The 19,800-nt window shown below is 34.0% G+C and carries 17 protein-coding genes; all 17 read right to left on the reverse strand.

Going from position 1 to position 19,800, the window contains the following annotated elements; all coding sequences use genetic code 11:
- Window positions 1-316: 316 nt before the first annotated feature.
- The gene (locus BHF71_RS01970; protein ID WP_425425366.1) at window positions 317-2,695 is read right to left on the reverse strand and encodes a glycoside hydrolase family 31 protein; all 2,379 of its coding nucleotides are present in this window, start codon (window positions 2,693-2,695) and stop codon (window positions 317-319) included.
- A 220-nt stretch (window positions 2,696-2,915) separates the two neighbouring features.
- On the reverse strand, window positions 2,916-5,510 hold the full coding sequence (locus BHF71_RS01975) for an acyl-CoA dehydratase activase-related protein (protein WP_084024097.1): 2,595 nt from the start codon (window positions 5,508-5,510) through the stop codon (window positions 2,916-2,918).
- Window positions 5,507-7,726, reverse strand: coding sequence for an acyl-CoA dehydratase activase (locus tag BHF71_RS01980; protein ID WP_069656000.1), 2,220 nt, complete (start codon window positions 7,724-7,726; stop codon window positions 5,507-5,509). The genes BHF71_RS01975 and BHF71_RS01980 overlap by 4 nt, the downstream gene beginning before the upstream one ends.
- 172 nt (window positions 7,727-7,898) lie before the next feature.
- Window positions 7,899-8,219, reverse strand: a complete 321-nt coding sequence (locus BHF71_RS01985) for a hypothetical protein (RefSeq protein ID WP_069656001.1) — start codon at window positions 8,217-8,219, stop codon at window positions 7,899-7,901.
- Between the two features lie 28 nt (window positions 8,220-8,247).
- Window positions 8,248-8,721 (reverse strand): hypothetical protein, encoded by a 474-nt coding sequence (locus BHF71_RS01990; RefSeq protein ID WP_069656002.1) that lies wholly within the window; start codon window positions 8,719-8,721, stop codon window positions 8,248-8,250.
- Between the two features lie 262 nt (window positions 8,722-8,983).
- Window positions 8,984-9,625, reverse strand: a complete 642-nt coding sequence (locus BHF71_RS01995) for a response regulator transcription factor (protein WP_069656003.1) — start codon at window positions 9,623-9,625, stop codon at window positions 8,984-8,986.
- A gap of 2 nt (window positions 9,626-9,627) precedes the next feature.
- The gene (locus BHF71_RS02000) at window positions 9,628-11,091 is read right to left on the reverse strand and encodes a sensor histidine kinase (RefSeq protein WP_069656004.1); all 1,464 of its coding nucleotides are present in this window, start codon (window positions 11,089-11,091) and stop codon (window positions 9,628-9,630) included.
- A 130-nt stretch (window positions 11,092-11,221) separates the two neighbouring features.
- The gene (locus BHF71_RS02005) at window positions 11,222-11,704 is read right to left on the reverse strand and encodes an acyltransferase (RefSeq protein WP_069656005.1); all 483 of its coding nucleotides are present in this window, start codon (window positions 11,702-11,704) and stop codon (window positions 11,222-11,224) included.
- Between the two features lie 6 nt (window positions 11,705-11,710).
- Window positions 11,711-12,352 (reverse strand): pyrophosphatase PpaX, encoded by a 642-nt coding sequence (gene ppaX, locus BHF71_RS02010; RefSeq protein WP_069656006.1) that lies wholly within the window; start codon window positions 12,350-12,352, stop codon window positions 11,711-11,713.
- A 55-nt stretch (window positions 12,353-12,407) separates the two neighbouring features.
- Window positions 12,408-13,289: a prolipoprotein diacylglyceryl transferase gene (gene lgt / locus BHF71_RS02015; protein WP_069656007.1), complete on the reverse strand. Its 882-nt coding sequence runs from the start codon at window positions 13,287-13,289 to the stop codon at window positions 12,408-12,410.
- A gap of 19 nt (window positions 13,290-13,308) precedes the next feature.
- Complete coding sequence (gene hprK, locus BHF71_RS02020) at window positions 13,309-14,238, reverse strand: HPr(Ser) kinase/phosphatase (RefSeq protein ID WP_069656008.1); 930 nt, start codon at window positions 14,236-14,238, stop codon at window positions 13,309-13,311.
- A 172-nt stretch (window positions 14,239-14,410) separates the two neighbouring features.
- Window positions 14,411-15,520 carry an ABC transporter ATP-binding protein gene (locus tag BHF71_RS02025; protein ID WP_069656009.1) on the reverse strand — a complete coding sequence of 370 codons (1,110 nt, stop codon included), beginning with the start codon at window positions 15,518-15,520 and terminating at the stop codon, window positions 14,411-14,413.
- Between the two features lie 79 nt (window positions 15,521-15,599).
- Window positions 15,600-16,574: a PucR family transcriptional regulator gene (locus BHF71_RS02030; RefSeq protein ID WP_069656010.1), complete on the reverse strand. Its 975-nt coding sequence runs from the start codon at window positions 16,572-16,574 to the stop codon at window positions 15,600-15,602.
- Entirely contained in the window at window positions 16,561-17,391 is an 831-nt protein-coding gene (locus BHF71_RS02035; RefSeq protein ID WP_069656011.1) for a Cof-type HAD-IIB family hydrolase, read from the reverse strand. Before BHF71_RS02035 ends, BHF71_RS02030 begins: the two co-directional genes overlap by 14 nt.
- Window positions 17,392-17,476: 85 nt before the next feature.
- Window positions 17,477-17,815 (reverse strand): phage holin family protein, encoded by a 339-nt coding sequence (locus BHF71_RS02040; RefSeq protein WP_069656012.1) that lies wholly within the window; start codon window positions 17,813-17,815, stop codon window positions 17,477-17,479.
- A 17-nt stretch (window positions 17,816-17,832) separates the two neighbouring features.
- A complete protein-coding gene (locus BHF71_RS02045; protein ID WP_069656013.1) occupies window positions 17,833-18,024 on the reverse strand; it encodes a PspC domain-containing protein in 192 nt (63 codons plus the stop codon).
- Window positions 18,025-18,107: 83 nt separating this feature from the next.
- Window positions 18,108-19,364: an MFS transporter gene (locus BHF71_RS02050; RefSeq protein ID WP_069656014.1), complete on the reverse strand. Its 1,257-nt coding sequence runs from the start codon at window positions 19,362-19,364 to the stop codon at window positions 18,108-18,110.
- Between the last annotated feature and the right edge of the window lie 436 nt (window positions 19,365-19,800).

The raw sequence follows: 19,800 nt of genomic DNA on the forward strand, positions 1-19,800 counted from the left end.
CCCTGGTCTTCGCCTATCATCCCCAGGCTCGACTTCTCTTTGTCCTCTTTTGAGGGCTCTTTTGACGAGGCGGCAGGATTCACTTTATGTTACAACCTGCTAGTTTGCTCGCACTCCTACGGAGTTACTTTGTCACAGGGCTTCAACCTTAGGATTTCTCCACCAGTTGCCTATCAGCTACTGAGCGTCTTGGCACTTACTCAGGTTGGACTTTCACCAACTAGCAATTAGCGGCTTACTGGGCACGCAAACGATAAAAAAGTTTTGAAGTATCAATTATGATACCTCAAAACTTTTTAAGAATAGAGGGTGTTATTTATTTAAGGGTAATAGAACTAACTTTGGTTTCTTCATCAAAAGATATTTGATCTTCAGCAACTTTTTGTTGATTCACAAATACGTTTAACTTAGAAGTTGTGTCATGCACTTTTAATACCATTTTCTTCCAGGTTGGTTGATAGTTAGCAACGACATCTTCAATTGCTACATCAATCCTATCATCACTTAAATCACATGTAATTTTCTTCTCTAAATATTCGCCATTTTGATATGAGAAAGTCTCTCCATCATCATCATATAAAGTATATTCTATGACTCCACTTTGTTTAGGATATAGATGTACAATAATTTCATCAGCTGGAACCATAGTTGATTGTTTAACTGGTCCGTGAGTAATTATCGACCCTTCCCTAACAAAGATTGGTAATTTATCTAATTCTGCTTCTACAAGAATATGCTTTCCGCCTTCAATGGATTCATCAGTCCAATAATCATACCATTTACCTTCAGGTAAATAAACAACTCGATGATAAGTATTTGGTTGTAATATTGGAGCAATGATGACATTATCCCCAATCATAAATTGATCAGAAAGGTTAAAGGTATTCTTATCGTCTGGATACTCCATAAATAGCGGACGCATAACTGGTAAACCTGTTCTACTTGTCTCCACAAATAGTTTATATAAATGAGGTAACCAAATATATCTAAGTTGAATATATTTTTTGATTATCTCCCCATACTCCTCACCAAAAGCCCATGGCTCCTGTCTTACAGAATCGATAACAGTATGGTTTCTAAAGAAAGGAGTGAATGCTCCAACTTGCGTCCAACGTGCTAATAGCTCGCCATTACAATCATGAGCAAATCCACCTACATCTGTTCCGGAAAAGGCTACCCCAGATACTCCAAGGTTTAAACACATTGGGATCGCCATAGCAAGATGCTCCCAGAAGCTACGATTATCCCCTGTCCATACTGCCGCATATCTTTGAATACCTGCAAAACCAGCTCTAGTTAATAAGAATGGACGTTTTCCTTTTAGTAATTTTTTCATTCCTTGATATGTAGCTTCTCCCATCATGAATCCATACATATTATGCATCTCTCTGTGGGTTTTAAGTTCACCATCTTTATCATGGATTACTTTAAGGTCCATTGTCTTTGTCTCATTAAATACTGCTGGCTCGTTCATGTCATTCCAAATACCTTCAATTCCTAACTCCGAATAGAAACGATGTTTTTCTCCCCACCATTTCCTTACTTCAGAGTTTATGAAATCTGGGAATGCACTATTTCCTGGCCACACATCACCATAATAGATCTTGCCATCAATATATTTACAAAAATGATCCTCTCTTACTCCTTCTTGGAATATGTGGTATTCAGGATCTTCCTTTACACCAGGATCTACTATTGGAACAATACGAATACCTACGTCCTTCATATCTTTAACCAACTTATCGATAGAAGGGAAGCGGGAGTTATCAAATGTAAATACTCGATAACCATTCATATAATGAATGTCTAAGTAGACAACATCTAACGGAATCTCTTTATCTAGAAATGTTTTAACTAATTCACGTACTTCCTGCTCTGTTTCGTAACTGTAACGGGACTGGTGATAACCGATAGCCCATTTAGGTGGTATTGGCATCCTTCCAGTTAGTGCAGTATATTGTTCAAGAACATCCTTAGGTGTTGGCCCAGCTAATACATAATAATCTAGCTGCCCACCCTCTGCAGAAAAGGAATAAGTATCCTTATTAGTTTTCAAATCAAAAGTTGTCTTATAAGAGTTATCAAAATAAATACCATGAGCTCTTCCATCGCGTAAAGTCATGAAATACGGTATAGACTGATATAATGGATCAGTTTCCGGATTATGTGGAGCATAAACGTCACTATTAAACATTGTCATTTTTTCTCCACGTTTATCCAAAAAGCTGGTCTTTTCACCAAAACCATAGAAATGATCGGCCTCATCCATTGATTTAAAACAGATAACTTCTTTCTTATCGTTATAACCCATTCCTCTTTTTGTCTCTTCAACTAAAATTTTACCATCTTGATCTAACACGGTTATTCTAAATGGAGCCTTTTTAACAATTGTTGTCAATTTAGAACTTTTTAAGATAACTTCATCTTCTTTATCTGTTACTGAAATAGATACATCTTCTGAATCTAATACCACCGCAAAGGTACTCTCCATTAGTGGCTCTTGGTATGGATTCATTGTTATTCTAACAATGTCATCTCTGTAGTACTTAATGTTTACATACCCTTGTTCACAAGTAAAGCGAATAATTTTATCATCATTTTTCATTGCAATTAGATTCCCAATGTCATAATAGGAATCATTATCTATCGTCTTTTTAGTTCCTGGGTGAATTGCAAAACTAGTATCTTTCATCATATCCTCCTATAATCTCTTGCAAACGTTTGCATTTTCGTGCAAAAAAATATCTTAACTAATAATATACTTTTTTAATAATAAATGAAACCGCTTTATTTCCGGAAAATAAGACATATTTAATTGTTTTTAGGCTTTTTTTTTGCTTTTATTTCAATTTAATCATTTTTTTTTAAGATTACTATATAAAAAGGGGAGTCACCTCCCCAAAATTTAACCTATTTTACTTTAGATTACTCCATAAAAATTTATTATTCGATCTACGATATGCCTGTTCAATCATTTTTCCAATATTGTACCTTCTTATTAACTCTTTTTTCTTCCAGTCTGTAATTCCTTTTCGATGCTCTATATCTTGATGTAATAATGCAGCAAAAGTACCTATCTCCGTTTTCAATCTTTCAATTTCGGTTTCCTTATCATAGGATAGATGTAAACTTTTTATTCCATACAATTGACTCATTTCTATTAAGGCATCTTTAGCCATCCCCTCTGGCATACATTTAAAAGGATAAATGTGAACAATCCCATCTACCCCATCATGTTCAATGTGATGACGAGCATGGGCGATTGTTGGTTGCCCATCTCCTCCAATTTCATGCTCAATAAATGGCTTAGCGCCAGGCTCCCTTACCCACCGATTATGATAGTATAAGCCTTTTGACTCTAATAGCTTAATTAATTTCTTAATAATGGGTTGTTCTCTAACAAAACTGTTCTTGACCCCTTTGAAGGCTCCTCGAATAAAATGACTTAATCTCATCCCTTGAATAGCTTCTATTCCTGCTTGACCCAATAAATTGTCTACTGTACCCCGATTAGCAAATGGTGTTAGTGTTCCATATATTTCTCCAACGACAACAACTTTAGGTTTCACTTCCCCATCCTGTGGTATTTGCTCAAAATCCTGTAAAGCTAATTGAGTAACCTTTGATATTTCTGGCAGCGTATGTACCACTTCCAATTGATCGACCCATTTTTTTAACAATCTTGTCGTATCACCACGTTTTAATTCGTGTGCCCTGACAATCAACGCCTTATTTTGGATATCTTCATAGGCCAACAGTTTCTTCCAACCAGACCAAACAATATCTTTTAATACTCTGATCAGTTTAATTTCCAATTTTGTTTTATTAATAATATTTAGCCTTTCCTCTGTTTGAATTTTATTTAATAGTCCGATAATTTGAGATAATCTATCATTGTCAGCTATTTTAGATAATTCTTCCAAAAATGATACAAGATTTCTTCCCTGATTGTCGATTGCTATCATTTCAAGGGAGTGACCATGTTTTTTTAATCGATCCTGATACTCTTTCTGCAAAAGAGGAAATCCAGCTAACGAATACCAACCAAATGTACAAGGTCCCTTACCTTTAGCCATTAAGATAATGATCCTTCTAGGTTCTTCAATTTCCATCAATAAACGATCTAGAGTTTCCCTTAGGCTACCTAAGTATAAAGCAAATGGTGAACAGGATTCTGTATAATGGGTGTTTCCTCTAGTGATCGTTTCTTCATTAACCCCTCGAGGAGGATATAGATAATCTCCTAAGCCTATTTGGTGCCAAATCTCTTTGATAATCAAATCTATTCCGGTCCCCATATGAGGCCAAATAAAGATAGGTTTTACAGGTTCAGATTTTCTCCCAAAATTCCAGTCAATTGAAGGTACTTTAGCTGGCTGATTATTATAATTTAAGTTTTTTAATCGCTTGTCCCGGTTTTGCTGTAAAAATCCTAGGATGGTTTCATATCTTGTGTGAAAACCAACTCCTCCAGTCTGTTCATCAAACTTAAATGTCCAACATGATTTCCCTTGTTCAGTAATATAATTGGCAAAATAATCCACTTGAAAGGCGTCTGGGTGACAACCAAAACTACCAATAACAACAAAACCATCAACCTGATCAATTACCGTATCAATAAAAGCCTGACTAATCTTGTGTGAATCATAAAAACCCTGAACATTATCATATCTTTCTCTCAGTACACTAAATGGGATATCTTGACTCGTTAATACGATAACACCTTTTTTCTTAAAATACGATTTTATGTCTGCTGATAATGCTGGATCCTCAATCAAATAATTTCTCCCTACCAGTGCTAATCTAGGTTTAGATTCATCACTTAATAGGTTTTGATACCTTTCTGATTCCTTCCCTATGACTTCCCGATAGGCTTGTTCAAAGGCTTCTCCGATTTTCCTAATATCTTCATTATCCGACTCCACCAAATTATCATTTAGAATTAACCTCATTTTATCCACTTTGTTTAAGCCAAACAAATCAGCATATAGTTTTACACATACCTGTTTTAAATGTCTTTTATCTATTGATTCTATTTCAGGGGCCAAGATTGTTGGAAAATCCTTCATGAGATCAATCATCTGCTTAGTTTTATCTTCTCCTATTAATTCCTTCAATCTATCCATTTCACTTAAACCACTCTGTTTTAGCCGATAGCCTGTAATAGTTCCAAGGGAACGAATTAGTACACCATCTAAGTCCCGATACTTAGCACAGGTATTTGAAGATGGATATTCACCTTTAATTATTGGCGCAACAATATATTCTATATTTGGATGTTCCTGAATTAGATGATAAATGTGACCGACATACACTCTTAACGGTAGACAATAATCAGCACTAACTATTGTACTTCCTGCTTCAATTATCGCTGGTTTTGTCTTCGTGCTTTTGATTAGATTGACATCAATTAACTCAAGAAATCGTAAGATCAATTTACTGGCTTTATATTTACCAGTAAAAGAAGTGGAAATTCCTACAACAGGTTGTAAGCGTTTTAGCGCCATCATACTAACCTCCTATCCAATATCCCTTCAATATATTTCTCGGAAGAAAAATCCTGAATCATACCTTCGAATAAACCAAAATCACAATTAATCGACTTGTAACCAGCAATCGGCCTACTATTTTCTAATAACGTAATTAATCCATGGCAAGTTCTATCACATTGTGGATATGAACAGCTAACAGTTTTCGTATGGTAATAGGAACTTAAAATATAATCAAACCCTTTAAAGCCTGAATCAAACCCCTTCTCATAGGCTTCTTTAGATAAAAGGGCGGCTCCTAATGCTCCTGCTCCTAAAACAAGTCTTGGATCCTTGGCGATGATAAATTCATCATCTGATAATGCTAGGGTATCCTTAAAGGCTTTTTGGATCGCCTTATTTAAAAAAGTTCCTCCCTGAGCAACTATCGGTACTGATAATATTTTTCCTTTTCCTATATCGGATAGGTAAGTCCGACAGATTGAATATGCTAAGCCCATTAGAAGATCATTTGTTGGAAAACCCGCCCTAGCTTTGTGAATGATGTCAGATTCTCCAAACACCGCACAACGCCCAGAAATTCTAGCTGGAGACTTAGAAGTTAACGCTAGATCACCAAATTCCTCTAAAGGTACTTCAAATCTCTTGGCAATCGCCTCTACAAACGCTCCTGCACCAGCGGCACACTTATCGTTCATAGCAAATTCGATTCCATGTTCGTTAATTACAATAATTTTGGCGTCGTTACCCCCAATATCCATGATAACCTTTACCTCTGGAACCATATGTCTAGCCCAAGTTGTGTGAGCAATTATTTCAGTCACCCTTACATCTGAAGTGTTTTTTGTCTTGGTAGTCACAATATCCCTCGCCAATTCTCCGGCACTACCTGTTGTTCCTATGCCACCTATGTTTGTACCAAGAGGAAGATGTTTTTCTATTTCAATCAAAGCAAATTGAATCGCTTTGATGGCATCCCCAGCAGTTTCAATCGTACCAACCTTAATTATTTCTATATCATCTTCCGTACCTTTTATAAGTGCATATTTTGTTCCCCTTGAACCTCCATCTATCCCAGCAAAATATATTCCAGCAGAAGATCTCACCTTCACTATTTCCCGATGATTGCTAGTTGTTGTTATATTGTTAATTTTTCTATTTATTGGTACTACTATAGTGCCATGAGATTGGGGAGTTTCCTTAACATTTTTGGCATTTAATGATCCCTCGCATCTTCCACCTAGCGTATCTAGTACTTTGGTTTCATCACCGTACTTTTCAATGGGCTGAGATAATTCACAGGCATTACCACACCCATGACAATACCTGATTTGACTTTCAAACTCTTTGTCAAAAAAATCATCTTTAAATGATGTAGTATAATCCTGTTTATTCATCTTCGTTTCCATCACAATAACCGCCATTCCCAATGCCCCGATGATATCATGATAAGGAGGGACGATAATCTCAATACCCAGTTTGCGTTCAAACGCTTGTTTTATCCCTTCATTAAAGGCTACTCCACCTTGAAATATCACAGGGCTTGGCAATTTATATCCCTTAACCACATTGTGTAGATAATTTGTTACCATCGCATCACAAACTCCAGCCAATCGTTCGGCTAAAGAAACACCTTTTTGGGTAAGATGCCTAAAATCTCTTCTTGAAAAAACAGTACAGGTCGAATCTATCTTGGCTGATTGTTTTGCTAATAAAGCTTGTCTACCAAAGTCTTCTAAAGAAATCCCTGCTTCATCAGCAATTTGTTTCAAAAATTCGCCAGTACCAGCAGAACAAATGGTGTTCATATTAAAATAAACTGGCACATTAGATTCAAATACTATTACTTTTGCATCTTGGCCACCGATTTCAATAATTGTTCCAATCTTGTTGAGAGGTTTAATTTGCCCATCTTTATTGCTAGTGATTTTACCTTGTTTTAATAAATATTGAACTCCAACTGAATGGGCAAAAATTTCCGTTCTTGTTAAATCACCACCAATTATATGGCGATTTAATTCTCGGCCACTACCCGTGATGCCAACTCCACCAACTTGGTAATTATCTAATGAATCAAGATATGTTTTAAAAGCATGTTTAACCGCCTCCACTTGAGTCGGGAATTGATCATGTCTTATATATATTGACTCACCAACCAAATTACCTTGATGATCAACACCAACAACTTTTACGGTCGCTGAGCCAATATCCACACCAACATAAACATTATTGCTCATCTTATTCCTCCAAAAAAAAAGATTCTAATCCGTTATTTTATCCATTTGACCTTTTTTAATACTTAATTTTACCAATTACAGCAAGTTACACTGGAGTGGATTGTTAAGTCATTTTTCCCAAAAAAAAAGGGCGACCTATAATGTCGCCGAAAGTTTAGATAAATACTACTTATTAGCTAGCCAAAGTATGAATTAAGAAATAACCTGTGATTAATATTGTAGCAATCACTGTTGACCAAATTGTTAAATTAGTAAGCTTTTTTTCATCATACTTTTCTAGATATTTGTCTTTTGCAAAAACGTAACCAAGGATAAAGAATACTAAAAGGGTTAATAGTCCATGAGTTGCCCAGTGATGACCGGTAAGCGCTTTCATTGCATCTTTTATAGGTTCATATGTTTCCTTTAAGATCACTAATAATGCACTAAAAATAGTTGCATATGCATAAGACAAAGTAAAACCAACTGTCTTTTTATCCAATTTATGTTCCATTTTATAACTCCCCTCCTAATTCATAATTTTAAAAGCCTAATAAACCCGCTTTTACACCTTTAGTAATGATAGAGCCAAAAGCTTCCATGCCAAACCCAAAAATAACAACTATTACTGCTACTGTGAGAGCTAAAGTTTGGAATTTTTTATTATGGATGATAGCTTGATTCTTAACAATAATTACTAGCAACATACTGAGTAATAATACTATGAAGAATAGATGCTCTTTAGTTTCCATAAAGAACCCATGAGCCCAAGGCCAAGGACCGCCTTTGATTACGTATTTATCACCTACTTCTTTAGCTCCATAATATACCCAGTACCACCATCCACCTACAATATATGAGATCCAGATAAATATTGATGAAAGTAAGCTAACGGTTCTTAGTCTCTTATAATTACTTTCGCTGATATTTAAAATTTCAACAATCGCCCAAATAGCCATAATGATACCCCATACACCAAAGATAACATGAGGCATAGTACTAAAAATTTTGAACATTTCATTTACCTCGCTTTCATTTTAATTTTTTTAAAACTAAATCAATTAATCAAATTTAATAAAAACTAATTTCAAAGCCTTTTGCTCTTCCAACCTCCTTTCGTTTATTTAGTATTTAAAAACAACTGAGTTATAAGCTACGTTTTATGTTGTATTTCTAATTTAATTATTTCATCTTCTGATCAAACACGTAAGTGTACTATATCCTTAAATAAAAAGAAAAATGTCCTGACTATTTTCAGGACATTTTTCCAGCTATTAATTAATAATCTAAATGATTCCGAACAGCATACGCCGCTGCCTCAGCTCGATTATTTACTTCCAATTTAGCTAAGATTTGACTTACGTAATTTCTAACCGTTTTTTCGCTTAAAACCATCATCTTGGCAATTTCCTTATTCGTCATTCCTTTAGCGATTAAACCCAGTACATTTTTCTCTTGCTCAGTCAACTCATTGATTTTATTCTCTTTTCGCAAATTTCTGATCTTATTTAATAATTTTGCCGTGATTGCTGGGTCAATTAAAGATTTACCACCGGCGACCTGTCTAATTGCTTTAACCAAATCTTTGGAAGAAATTTCTTTTAAAATATATCCACTCGCTCCTGCCATAATTGCTTCATATATCGTCTCATCATCATCATATGAAGTAAGCATTATCACCGAAGTAGCCGGGTACTTTGCAGATATTTCCCTACAAGCTTCAATCCCACTTTTTTGAGGCATGCGAATGTCCATCAACACAACTTCTGGACGATCGGATTTTGTTAATTGAATTGCCTTATCAGCATTTTCTGCTTCACCGATTACTTCGATTTCTGGGTAAAACGATAAGATACTGCGCAATCCTTGACGAACTACTTCACTATCATCGACAAGTAATACTTTAATCTTACTACTCACATTTAACTTCCTCCTTTCTGATTTTCTCTCCCCTTCTGAAGCAACAAGGTTATTTTCACTCCATTACCTAAAGTAGAAACTATGGTTAATTCCCCGCCTATTGATTCAGCTCGATGTTTCATATTTCTTAATCCTTGTTGTAAAAAGTAGTTATCTTTTTTTTCAAAATGACTATTAACATTTTCAATTCCTTTTCCATTATCGATGATCTCAATTAATAAATTCTCATTATTTCCTATAACTTTAAGGGATGCCTTAGTAGCATCAGCGTGCCTTAAAATATTACTAAATGCTTCTTTTAAAATGTAATAGATTTGCACAGTTTTAAATATTGAAAGTTCTTTACCAGCATATTCATACTGAAATTCCAGCTGTAAATATTCATTAATATTTAATTCCTCAATCAGTCTGTTTATTACTTCCTTCAAACTATGATGAACATTTTTTGGTGTTTTTAAATGTTTGATATAACTCCGAATATCGTAAATAATAGCGTTCAAATTAGTAATAACTTCTTGAAATTCTTTCTGCACTTTCTTAACATCTTTGTTTTGATCTATTAATGTACTACGAATTTTTTCTAAATATAAACCAATGCCATAAATTGATTGAATAATACCATCATGGAGGTCCCTAGCTATCATATCTCTTTCCTTCATTACAGCCTTCTGTCTCTCTGCTTGATAAAAATAGTTTTGATACTCAATATCAAAAACTTTTAAGATTTTAAGAGTAAAAAAAGCCATCAAAAAACCACTTATTCCTCTAAATAGTTCAACGGGAATACCAGTAGTTTCAAAAAATAGCTTAGAATTAAATAACAGTGCCGGAATCACAGGGGCATAAGGAACAATTATACCGCCAACAATGGAATATAATACCATTGAAAAAATTACAAAATTTAAGGTGCGTGTCATAGATGGAACACCAAATCTTTGAAATTCCCTTCTTTGCAAAAAAAGAGCATAACTACTAACAATTCCTCCTGGGAAAGCTAACAAATAACGAGACCAAATATCACTAATTGCTAACCACCAATCATGATTTTTATCATTCACTAGGAATGGTTGTAAAAAAATAAAATGAGTAAACCATACCAATAGTAAAAAAAGGGGAATTAGTAGATACTTACGACTACCTTCCCTTGTATTTACTAATAAATGCATTCCAAAATAAAATAAAAAATAAAAAGAAATTGCACTGGCAATTGTTTTAATTGACCCAAGCAAAAAAATGAAAGAAGGATTTAGGTAAGTCTGTTGAATTGGAATGAAGATTTTACCCCAATCTGATATTCCTTGAATAATACCAAAAAACCCAAGGTAATTTAAACTTTGGGCCAAATTAAAGCGACTATGAGCAGTATTTTTTAATAGAATCCCAAAACCCATCAGAAAAAAAATTAATGGATAAATAAAATAAACGATAACAATGTTAGTTTGAAAAAAGTTATAAATAGCTGACATAAAAAAACAGACCTCTCCCAATATTATCCTTAATTTCATTATACTTTATAACTCTCGTAAAAATTCTTAAAAAATTTTGACAATAGTTTAAAAATAAATAGAGGGAAACAACGTCCCTCTATTTTTCTTATTATAAATTTTTAATATGTTTTGCTGGATTTCCGGCTACAAAAGTATTTGGTGGTACATCTTTGGTAACCACTGAACCCGCTCCAACAATTGCATTGTCACCAATTGTAACCCCGGGTAAGATAAGCGTATTAGCACCTATCATTACATTAGAGCCGATATAGACATCACCCAATCGGTACTCATCAAGCAAATATTCATGGGCCAAAATAGTTGTATTATAACCGATAATCGTATTATCGCCAATATGAATCTTTTCCGGAAACATGGTATCCATCATAACCATCAAGGCGATAGCTGTCCTCTTGCCGACTTCCATTCGCAAAAATGTACGGTAGAGCCAGTTTTTAAGAGGTAACCAAGGAGTAATTCTAGCAATAGAGATAATGATAAAACTTTTCATTATCTTCCAAAAACTCACAGTTTTATATACTTGCCAAAGAGAATTACTACCATGTACAGGATACCTAGTGGTGTTGCGCAATTTCTATCATCCTTTCACAATCGACAAAAGCTCCCGCATATCATCAATTATATAATCTGGATTATAACCTCTGATAAAATCTTTACCTTTAATACTCCAGCCAACACCTATAGAAGTAATCCCTGCATTTTGTGCCGCCTGAATATCATATTGAGAATCTCCTAGCATTAGGGTAGTTCTAGGATCTGCTTCTAGTCGTTCCATCGCAAGTATAATTGGATCAGGTGCAGGTTTATGTAATTCTGTATCCTCATAGGCGATAACAGTACTCATAAACTTGTCCAATTCAAACAATTTCAACCCCATTAAGGCAGTAGTACTCATCTTAGTAGTCACTACTCCTAACTTAGCACCAAAATCATATAATTGGGATATAACTTCCTTGACATGGGGAAATTCTTCGACAAAACGATCATGGTTTTTTATATTGTGTTCTCTATAAGTTTTGACCATTTCAGGAGCCAATTCTTCATTCCCTAAAATAACCATTTGATCGTGAAGAGGCTTTCCAAAATGCGGAATAAGTGACTCCCTATTATACTTGTTAGGAAAATATTTTTCCAAGGTATATAAAAAGGAGTTAATTATTAATTCATTTGTATTAATTAATGTTCCATCTAAATCAAATAATATTGTTTTATACCTCACTTAACTTCTCCTTCGAAAATCATAAGCTCAAATTTATATTGATTGATTTGTATGATTAATCTTGGTATTTAGTTAAATCTTTTGAATAAAACTTTCTATAAACGATATATATTGCTGAGATTATAATCAGAGTTATGCTCATTAATTGAGCTATTCTTACATTGCCATATGACATTGCTCCAGGCTCAAAAAACATTCCCATTGGCTTCCATAAAAATTCCATAGTTTTAGCTAGCCAAATTGGACCATCAAAAGCAAGACTATCTGTTCTTAAACCTTCAATGAAAAATCTACCTACAGAATACCAAATAAAGTAACTTGCTATAACTATACCACGCTTAGGATTTCGATATCTAAGCCAAATCAAGAAAATAACTCCTAGAATATTCCAGATGGATTCATAAAGAAATGTTGGGTGATAATAAACTCCATCAATATTCATCTGTGAGATTATAAATTGTGGTAAGTTAAGGTTCTGTAAAAATTCCAGTGAAACCGGTCCACCATGAGCTTCTTGGTTCATAAAGTTGCCCCATCTACCAATTGCTTGACCCAATAATAAACTTGGGGCAGCAATATCTGCCAATTTCAAGAAGGATACACCCTTTTTTCTTGCAAAAATATATCCAGTTAAGATAGCACCAATTAAAGCACCATGGATTGCTATGCCACCACGTCTAATAGCAAATATCTCAGAAGGATTTGCTGAATAAAAATCCCAGTGAAATAAAACAAAATATAATCTAGCTCCAACAATCGAAATAGGGATCGCAAAAATAAGTAAGTCCATTAAAATATCCGTGTCAAAATCGACACGCTTAGATTCATAAAGTGCCAATAGCAAACCAAAGACAGCTGCGGAACCTAAAATAATCCCATACCAGTATACCTTCAACCCACCAATCTGAAATGCAATTGGATCAATTACTCCATTCATTATTTACATCTTCCTTTCTCTAAAGTTCATTCATATCCATTTCATCCGTTAAACGTGAGGATAATTCCCAAGCAGCATTATATCCCATCGACTTCAAACGATAATTCATTGCGGCAACTTCGATAATCGCTGCAAGGTTCCGGCCAGGACGAACTGGAATAGTATTCACAGGTAATTCTGTATCAATGATCTTTATCTTTTCCTCATCTAACCCCAAACGTTCATAGCTCTTATCCTTGTTCCACATTTCTAGCTTAATAACTAAAGTTAATTTTTTACGAAGACGTACAGCTCCAGCTCCAAACAAAGTCATTACATCAATTATTCCTACTCCTCTAATTTCCAGTAAATGTCTAATTATTTCAGGAGCTGTCCCAATTAATTCATTATCGGCCGTTTGGGTTATTTCAACCACATCATCAGCAACTAGCCGATGCCCTCTCTTTAACAATTCTAACGCTGTTTCACTTTTACCAATCCCGCTATTACCGACAATCAGTACACCAACGCCATATACATCAATCAGTACACCATGAATAGTTTTGGTCGGAGCTAATCTACCCTCAAGATAATTTGTTAATTTGCTTACAAAACGAGTAGTGCTTATTGTCGTCCGTAAAATCGGAATTTTTCTTTCCTTTGCAACATCAACTAACTCAGAAGGCACTGGCAAATTATGTGCAATGATAATACAAGGGGTATCCTCTTGACACAGATGAGTCATCCGTTCTCTCCTTATCTCTGAACACAACCCATCCGAAAATGTTAATTCAGTTTTCCCTAAAATCTGTATTCTTTCAGAAGGGTAATACGTATAAAATCCTGCCATCACTAATCCTGGCCTACTGAGGTCACTTACCGTTATCTTTCTGTCTAAGTCAGCTTCCTCATTGATTAATTCTAGCCCAAAATATTCCTTTATTTCCCTCACTTTTAATTTTGTCGGCAATTGATATCTCTCCTTTTGATATAGTAATAATATACCTTAACATTCTAAAATTTTCTATACCAAAAAATACTTTCATTGATAATTCAGCTTTGATTCTCTATGTGAAGGAGGTTTTTGAATATTGAAAAACCTCCGCCAAGATTGAATAGCGAAGGTAATAAACTCTATAAAATTATAATAATGCTTCTTCTGTATCTTTATCAAAAATATGAATTTTGTTTAAGTCCATTGCTAGCTTCACACTTTCCCCTGCCTTAACTTGAGAGCGAATGTTGATTCTAGCCTTCACAGTATCTTTCCCAATTCCGGATAAATATAAAATCATTTCTGATCCCATATTTTCAGCAATATCTACTGTTGCAGTAAATTGACTATTTGGCGAAGATTCTAAGAAGATAAGTTCGTCATGAATATCTTCTGGTCTGATACCTAGAATTACTTCTTTATCTTCATAACCTTTTTCACGGATTGATTTCGCTTTACCTTCTGGAATCTCTATTGTTAATCCTTCTGTAACAAAGGATAAATAGCCATTTTTCGAAACTAATTTACCTGAAATAAAGTTCATTGGAGGTGAACCAATAAACCCAGCTACGAAAATATTTTTTGGATTATTATAAATTTCTGTTGGTGTGGCTACCTGTTGAATTACGCCATCCTTCATTACTACAATCCGATCTCCCATAGTCATCGCTTCAGTTTGGTCATGGGTAACGTAGATAAATGTAGTCTGTAGGCGTTTGTGTAATTTACTTATTTCTGCTCTCATTTGTACCCTTAACTTTGCATCTAGATTTGAAAGTGGCTCGTCCATAAGGAAAACCTGTGGCTCTCGAACGATCGCTCTACCTAAAGCAACACGCTGCCTTTGTCCACCAGATAAAGCTTTTGGTTTACGGTCCAATAAATGCTCGATATCAAGAATTTTTGCTGCTTCATGAACCCTTTTTTTAATTTCTTCCTTGCTAAATTTTCTTAGCTTTAATCCAAATGCCATGTTTTCATAAACATTCATATGAGGGTAAAGAGCATAGCTTTGGAAAACCATTGCAATATCACGATCTTTAGGAGCTTTATGATTTACTAATTCATCACCAATATAAAGCTCTCCTTCAGAAATCTCTTCTAGTCCAGCAATCATTCTTAACGTCGTAGACTTACCACAACCAGAAGGACCAACTAAAACGATAAATTCCTTATCCTCAATTTCTAAATTAAAATCTTTAACGACTTCAACATCACCATAACGTTTATATATATGATTCAATTTTAATTTTGCCATTAATAAACCCTCCATCTATCATTTGTTTATACTGATTGTAGCCCAATTATTTAGAGTTATCTATTCGCAAATTCCACAATTATTGATTATCATTCTTGTGCATACTATCTAAACCATCTTTTAATAGGAGGATTATCTTTATTAAAAAGGCATCTTTGATCTTCTTGGCATCTAATCCTATTTGCTGTTTTACCTTGTCTAAACGATATTGTAAAGTATTGCGATGAATGAAAAGTCGTCTGGCTGTCTCACTCATATTAAGACTTTCTTCAATAAAAACTTCCAATGTTTTAAGTAATTCATTATCAACTAATTTATATTCAGCTAAATATTTATTTAGTTCTTCTCTAGGAACCTTAGCAATTATTCGTTCAAGTTGATGACTCCAAGGAGTAAAGAAGGAGATCTTGGGCCATAGATTCATTACCCATTTCTCATCATCTAATAACTGATGTCCAAAATCCACAACATCTTGTAGGCAAAATGCTGGATATTGAACCCCAACTTTCACTTCTTCGTCCCATTCATTTTGAAGCATTTCAAATATACCTTGAACAAACTCACTAATATCATCTTTTTTTTCCTTAGAAAACTGTAATTCCATGTTAGAAACAATAGTCATCATCGTTGATGTTGAAATAGTAACAGTAAATAATTCAACATTTAAGTATGAGGAAATCAATTTAATAAATCCATCTTCCCAACTACCCTTACTTTGTTTGATAAATATTAATGGTATCCAACCTTGACTCCAATTCATCGAGTTGAAATATCTACTTGATTCATTCTCAATGTACTTCTCTTTTGATTTCCATTGTCGATATAACCATTCAGTTAGATTGTCTTCCTTTGATTCATTTTTCACTAATAAATCTTTAAGAGTATTTACTATTTCATAAACCTCTTCAACTGTTAACAAATCCTTATTATGTCCAGTTTTTAAATATATCCGTGCATCTTCTTTTTCCAACAGTAATAAAGCATTCTGATCATCAACCATATTTTCAATTTCTTGGAGAGGAACTCTAATAATCTTAATTTTATCTTCTTTCATCACTCAATTCTTCCTTCAAAATGAATTTCTGTAATACTTCCCACACTCCATGGTCATTATTGGTTTTTGTCACATAATCAGCAATCTTTTTAATATCAGGATTTCCATTACTCATCGCAACTCCTAATCCAGCAATCTCGATCATATCTTTATCATTATAGCTGTCACCAATAGCAATCACTTCTTCTAAATTTATTCCTTTTAAGTTAGCCAAATACTTAATTGCTTGTCCTTTAGTAGCCTCTTTGTGGGTAAATTCTAAAAAGAATGGTTTTGAGATAGTGATATTAATTTCTTTTTGAAATATCTGATTAAATTCTTCTAGCATTTTTTTTATCTCTTTTGGCTCATCAATCGTCAAGACCTTTATTGGATCCTCTTTTGACTGGTTAATGAGCTCGATTAAGTCATCTACAATGTGATAGTTAACACCAGAAGCTTTGCTGTAATTTATTATGTATTCATGTTCTGCTTCAACGTATAACTCGTCGTTTAAGTAAACCTGAATTACTTTATTTTTCACCTTTAGCTTTTTAATGATATCAATAGCGATATCAGATGGTAAAAAACGTTGGTACAAAACCTCATCATCTAAAACATTTTTTACGTACGCTCCCTGATATGTTATTATAGGAACATTTAGCTCAATCTGTTTTGCATATTTTACAGCTGATTGGTACATTCTACCAGTAGCTAAGGTAACTATCACTCCTTTTTTTACAGATTCTTGAATGGCTTTGATTGTCTGTGGTGATATTTTTAAGTCATCTGCTAATAACGTATCGTCTAAATCAATTGCTACTAATTTGTATCGCATAGTATCAACCTTCCTAGTCCAATTATAACTCTCATTTTACCATAATCCTTTTTTCCAAAAAAAGAGGCCTGATTAGGCCCCATTTTTAATCTTTCGCCAGACTATTTAAAAGCCAACTTATGATTGTTGTCATTATAGCCCCCCAAAAAGCTCCACTAAAACTATAAACGACAAAACCATCGACGATCCACGCTGTTAAAGCAAAAGTAATCGCATTTATTACCAAGATAAATAACCCTAACGAAAAAATCGTGATTGGTAGCGTAAATAAAACTAAAATTGGCCGAATAATTGTATTTATTATTCCTAATATGAGTGCAGCGATCAGAGACGCTTTTATTCCTCTAATTTGAAAACCCGCAACAAATAGATCTGCCACTATTAATGCAAAACCATTTAGGATAATCTTAATAATCCAATTCATCTTGATACCCCACAATCCTAAAATTCATCCATTGGCATTATAATCATGGCTACAACATAGATTAAAATTGCCGGAACGACAGCAGTTAATGCTGCAAGTAATACAAATAACAGACGAACCACAGTTACATCCACTGAGAAATACTCCGCAATTCCTCCCAAAACACCGGCAATCATCTTTTGACTTTTAGATCTAAGTAATTTTTTCATCTACTTCACATCCTTTCCTAATCATAAAATACGTTATAATTCCGAATTAGATTCATATTATATAAATATTTATTAAATCGTATTCATATCATTTCTGATTGTTTAATATTTTCCGGTTTATCAATGTTTGTATCGTATATTTCGTTCACCTTTTTTAAGCTATACAAGAAAAATCCAATAATAAAAATACCTGTTACTAAAAATATCCTCTGAACCCCAAATTGTTTAGCCAACCATGCTGCAGGTAACATAGAGATAATTGCAGCTGAATTAACTGCAGCATCTATAAAGGAAAACACCCTTCCTCTCATTGACTCGATCACATGCTCTTGAAATATCGTACTTGCGACAACATTTAGTATCCCATTTCCAAGCCCGTTTATAACCATCAATGGAATAACAAGAATTAGTACATCAATATAAGAAATATTTATTAATGTTATTGCAAAGATTAAAGTAGCAAAGACGAGTAATTTTTCTTTGGGATATTTATTGGTAATCTTAGGAATCAATGCCATACCAATCAACATTCCTACCATATTTGCTCCTGCCAAATAGCCAATAAAAGAAGCGTCTTTATGAAGTATATCTTGTACATAAGCAAATAAGAGAACATTGATAGCTCCAGCAACGAGCATTATACTTGTAAAGAATATTAATAAGAAGCGCAAAAGTGGATCATTAATAATATACTTAGCTCCGGATTTGAGCTCTTTAAAGTATACCGAATCTTTATTGTCAAGCGATTTTAAGTCTTTGCTTTTGTGAGGAAAAGTAATCATTGAAATGAAAATGGCTGATATTAGAAAACTTGATGCATCGATAATAAAAGCACCTGTTGTACCGATAATAGACACTAAAACAGCTCCACCAATTAAACCTAATAAACTAACAATCATTTGTGTAGAACCGGATACGGAGTTTGCTACTAATAATTTATCCTTTTCTACCAACGTTGGTATACTCGCTGATTTTGCTGGGTAAAAGAAAACACTGATTGTACTTATTAAAAATGTTAATATGAAAATTATTGACATATCGGTTACTTCTAGGACAATAAATGTAAATGGAATAAAGAGGACTAAGACCATTCTCAGTAAATCTGCGATTACCATCGTCTTCTTTAATGACCACCTGTCTACTAATACACCTGCAAATGGACTAAAAAGCACCTTTGGTAAGGCGGTAACCATCATAACCGTCCCAGTTACAACGATATCACCATAAAAATCCTGAATAAGAACCATCATCGCTATAAAATGAAGTTGATCGCCCAATATCGAAACTAACTGCCCAAACCAAAGTTTAACAAAATTTTTGTTATTCCAGATCCCGTTCATAGTATACCTCCATCATTATTTTAACTTAAAACCAAAATAATAAAAAACGAGGTACTATGACAGAGTCTTAAGATGGTTTTGATCTCCAACTTTGGACGGAAAGAACAAGAATACAAACTTTAACCGAACTATACCTATTACAAATACTTATAACAAATATTTACACCAAATATTTATAACAAATATTTACACCAAATATTTATAACAAAGAGTTGTATTTTGTAACGTGCTCACCTTGTCCGTTTCACTTCCAAAAGTCGCACTTATACAAAATACAACTTCTTAATAATACAACTTCTTAATAATACAACTTCTTAATAATACAACTTCTTAAATAATACAACTTCTTAAATAATACAACTTCTTAATTTTAGGAAACCATAAATAATAAATAGCTATCTAATAGAATTTATTTTCTATAGATAGCTATTATTCA

The sequence above is a fragment of the Vulcanibacillus modesticaldus genome, assembly GCF_001730235.1.
Lineage (GTDB): Bacteria > Bacillota > Bacilli > Tepidibacillales > Tepidibacillaceae > Vulcanibacillus > Vulcanibacillus modesticaldus.

Bases quoted from the DNA above. Each gene is read 5' to 3' on its own strand.
- BHF71_RS01970 (WP_425425366.1), bottom strand. From the start codon at position 2,695: ATGATGAAAGATACTAGTTTTGCAATTCACCCAGGAACTAAAAAGACG.
- BHF71_RS01975 (WP_084024097.1), bottom strand. From the start codon at position 5,510: ATGATGGCGCTAAAACGCTTACAACCTGTTGTAGGAATTTCCACTTCT.
- BHF71_RS01980 (WP_069656000.1), bottom strand. From the start codon at position 7,726: ATGAGCAATAATGTTTATGTTGGTGTGGATATTGGCTCAGCGACCGTA.
- BHF71_RS01985 (WP_069656001.1), bottom strand. From the start codon at position 8,219: ATGGAACATAAATTGGATAAAAAGACAGTTGGTTTTACTTTGTCTTAT.
- BHF71_RS01990 (WP_069656002.1), bottom strand. From the start codon at position 8,721: ATGTTCAAAATTTTTAGTACTATGCCTCATGTTATCTTTGGTGTATGG.
- BHF71_RS02000 (WP_069656004.1), bottom strand. From the start codon at position 11,091: ATGTCAGCTATTTATAACTTTTTTCAAACTAACATTGTTATCGTTTAT.
- lgt (WP_069656007.1), bottom strand. From the start codon at position 13,289: ATGAATGGAGTAATTGATCCAATTGCATTTCAGATTGGTGGGTTGAAG.
- BHF71_RS02025 (WP_069656009.1), bottom strand. From the start codon at position 15,520: ATGGCAAAATTAAAATTGAATCATATATATAAACGTTATGGTGATGTT.
- BHF71_RS02030 (WP_069656010.1), bottom strand. From the start codon at position 16,574: ATGAAAGAAGATAAAATTAAGATTATTAGAGTTCCTCTCCAAGAAATT.
- BHF71_RS02035 (WP_069656011.1), bottom strand. From the start codon at position 17,391: ATGCGATACAAATTAGTAGCAATTGATTTAGACGATACGTTATTAGCA.
- BHF71_RS02040 (WP_069656012.1), bottom strand. From the start codon at position 17,815: ATGAATTGGATTATTAAGATTATCCTAAATGGTTTTGCATTAATAGTG.
- BHF71_RS02045 (WP_069656013.1), bottom strand. From the start codon at position 18,024: ATGAAAAAATTACTTAGATCTAAAAGTCAAAAGATGATTGCCGGTGTT.
- BHF71_RS02050 (WP_069656014.1), bottom strand. From the start codon at position 19,364: ATGAACGGGATCTGGAATAACAAAAATTTTGTTAAACTTTGGTTTGGG.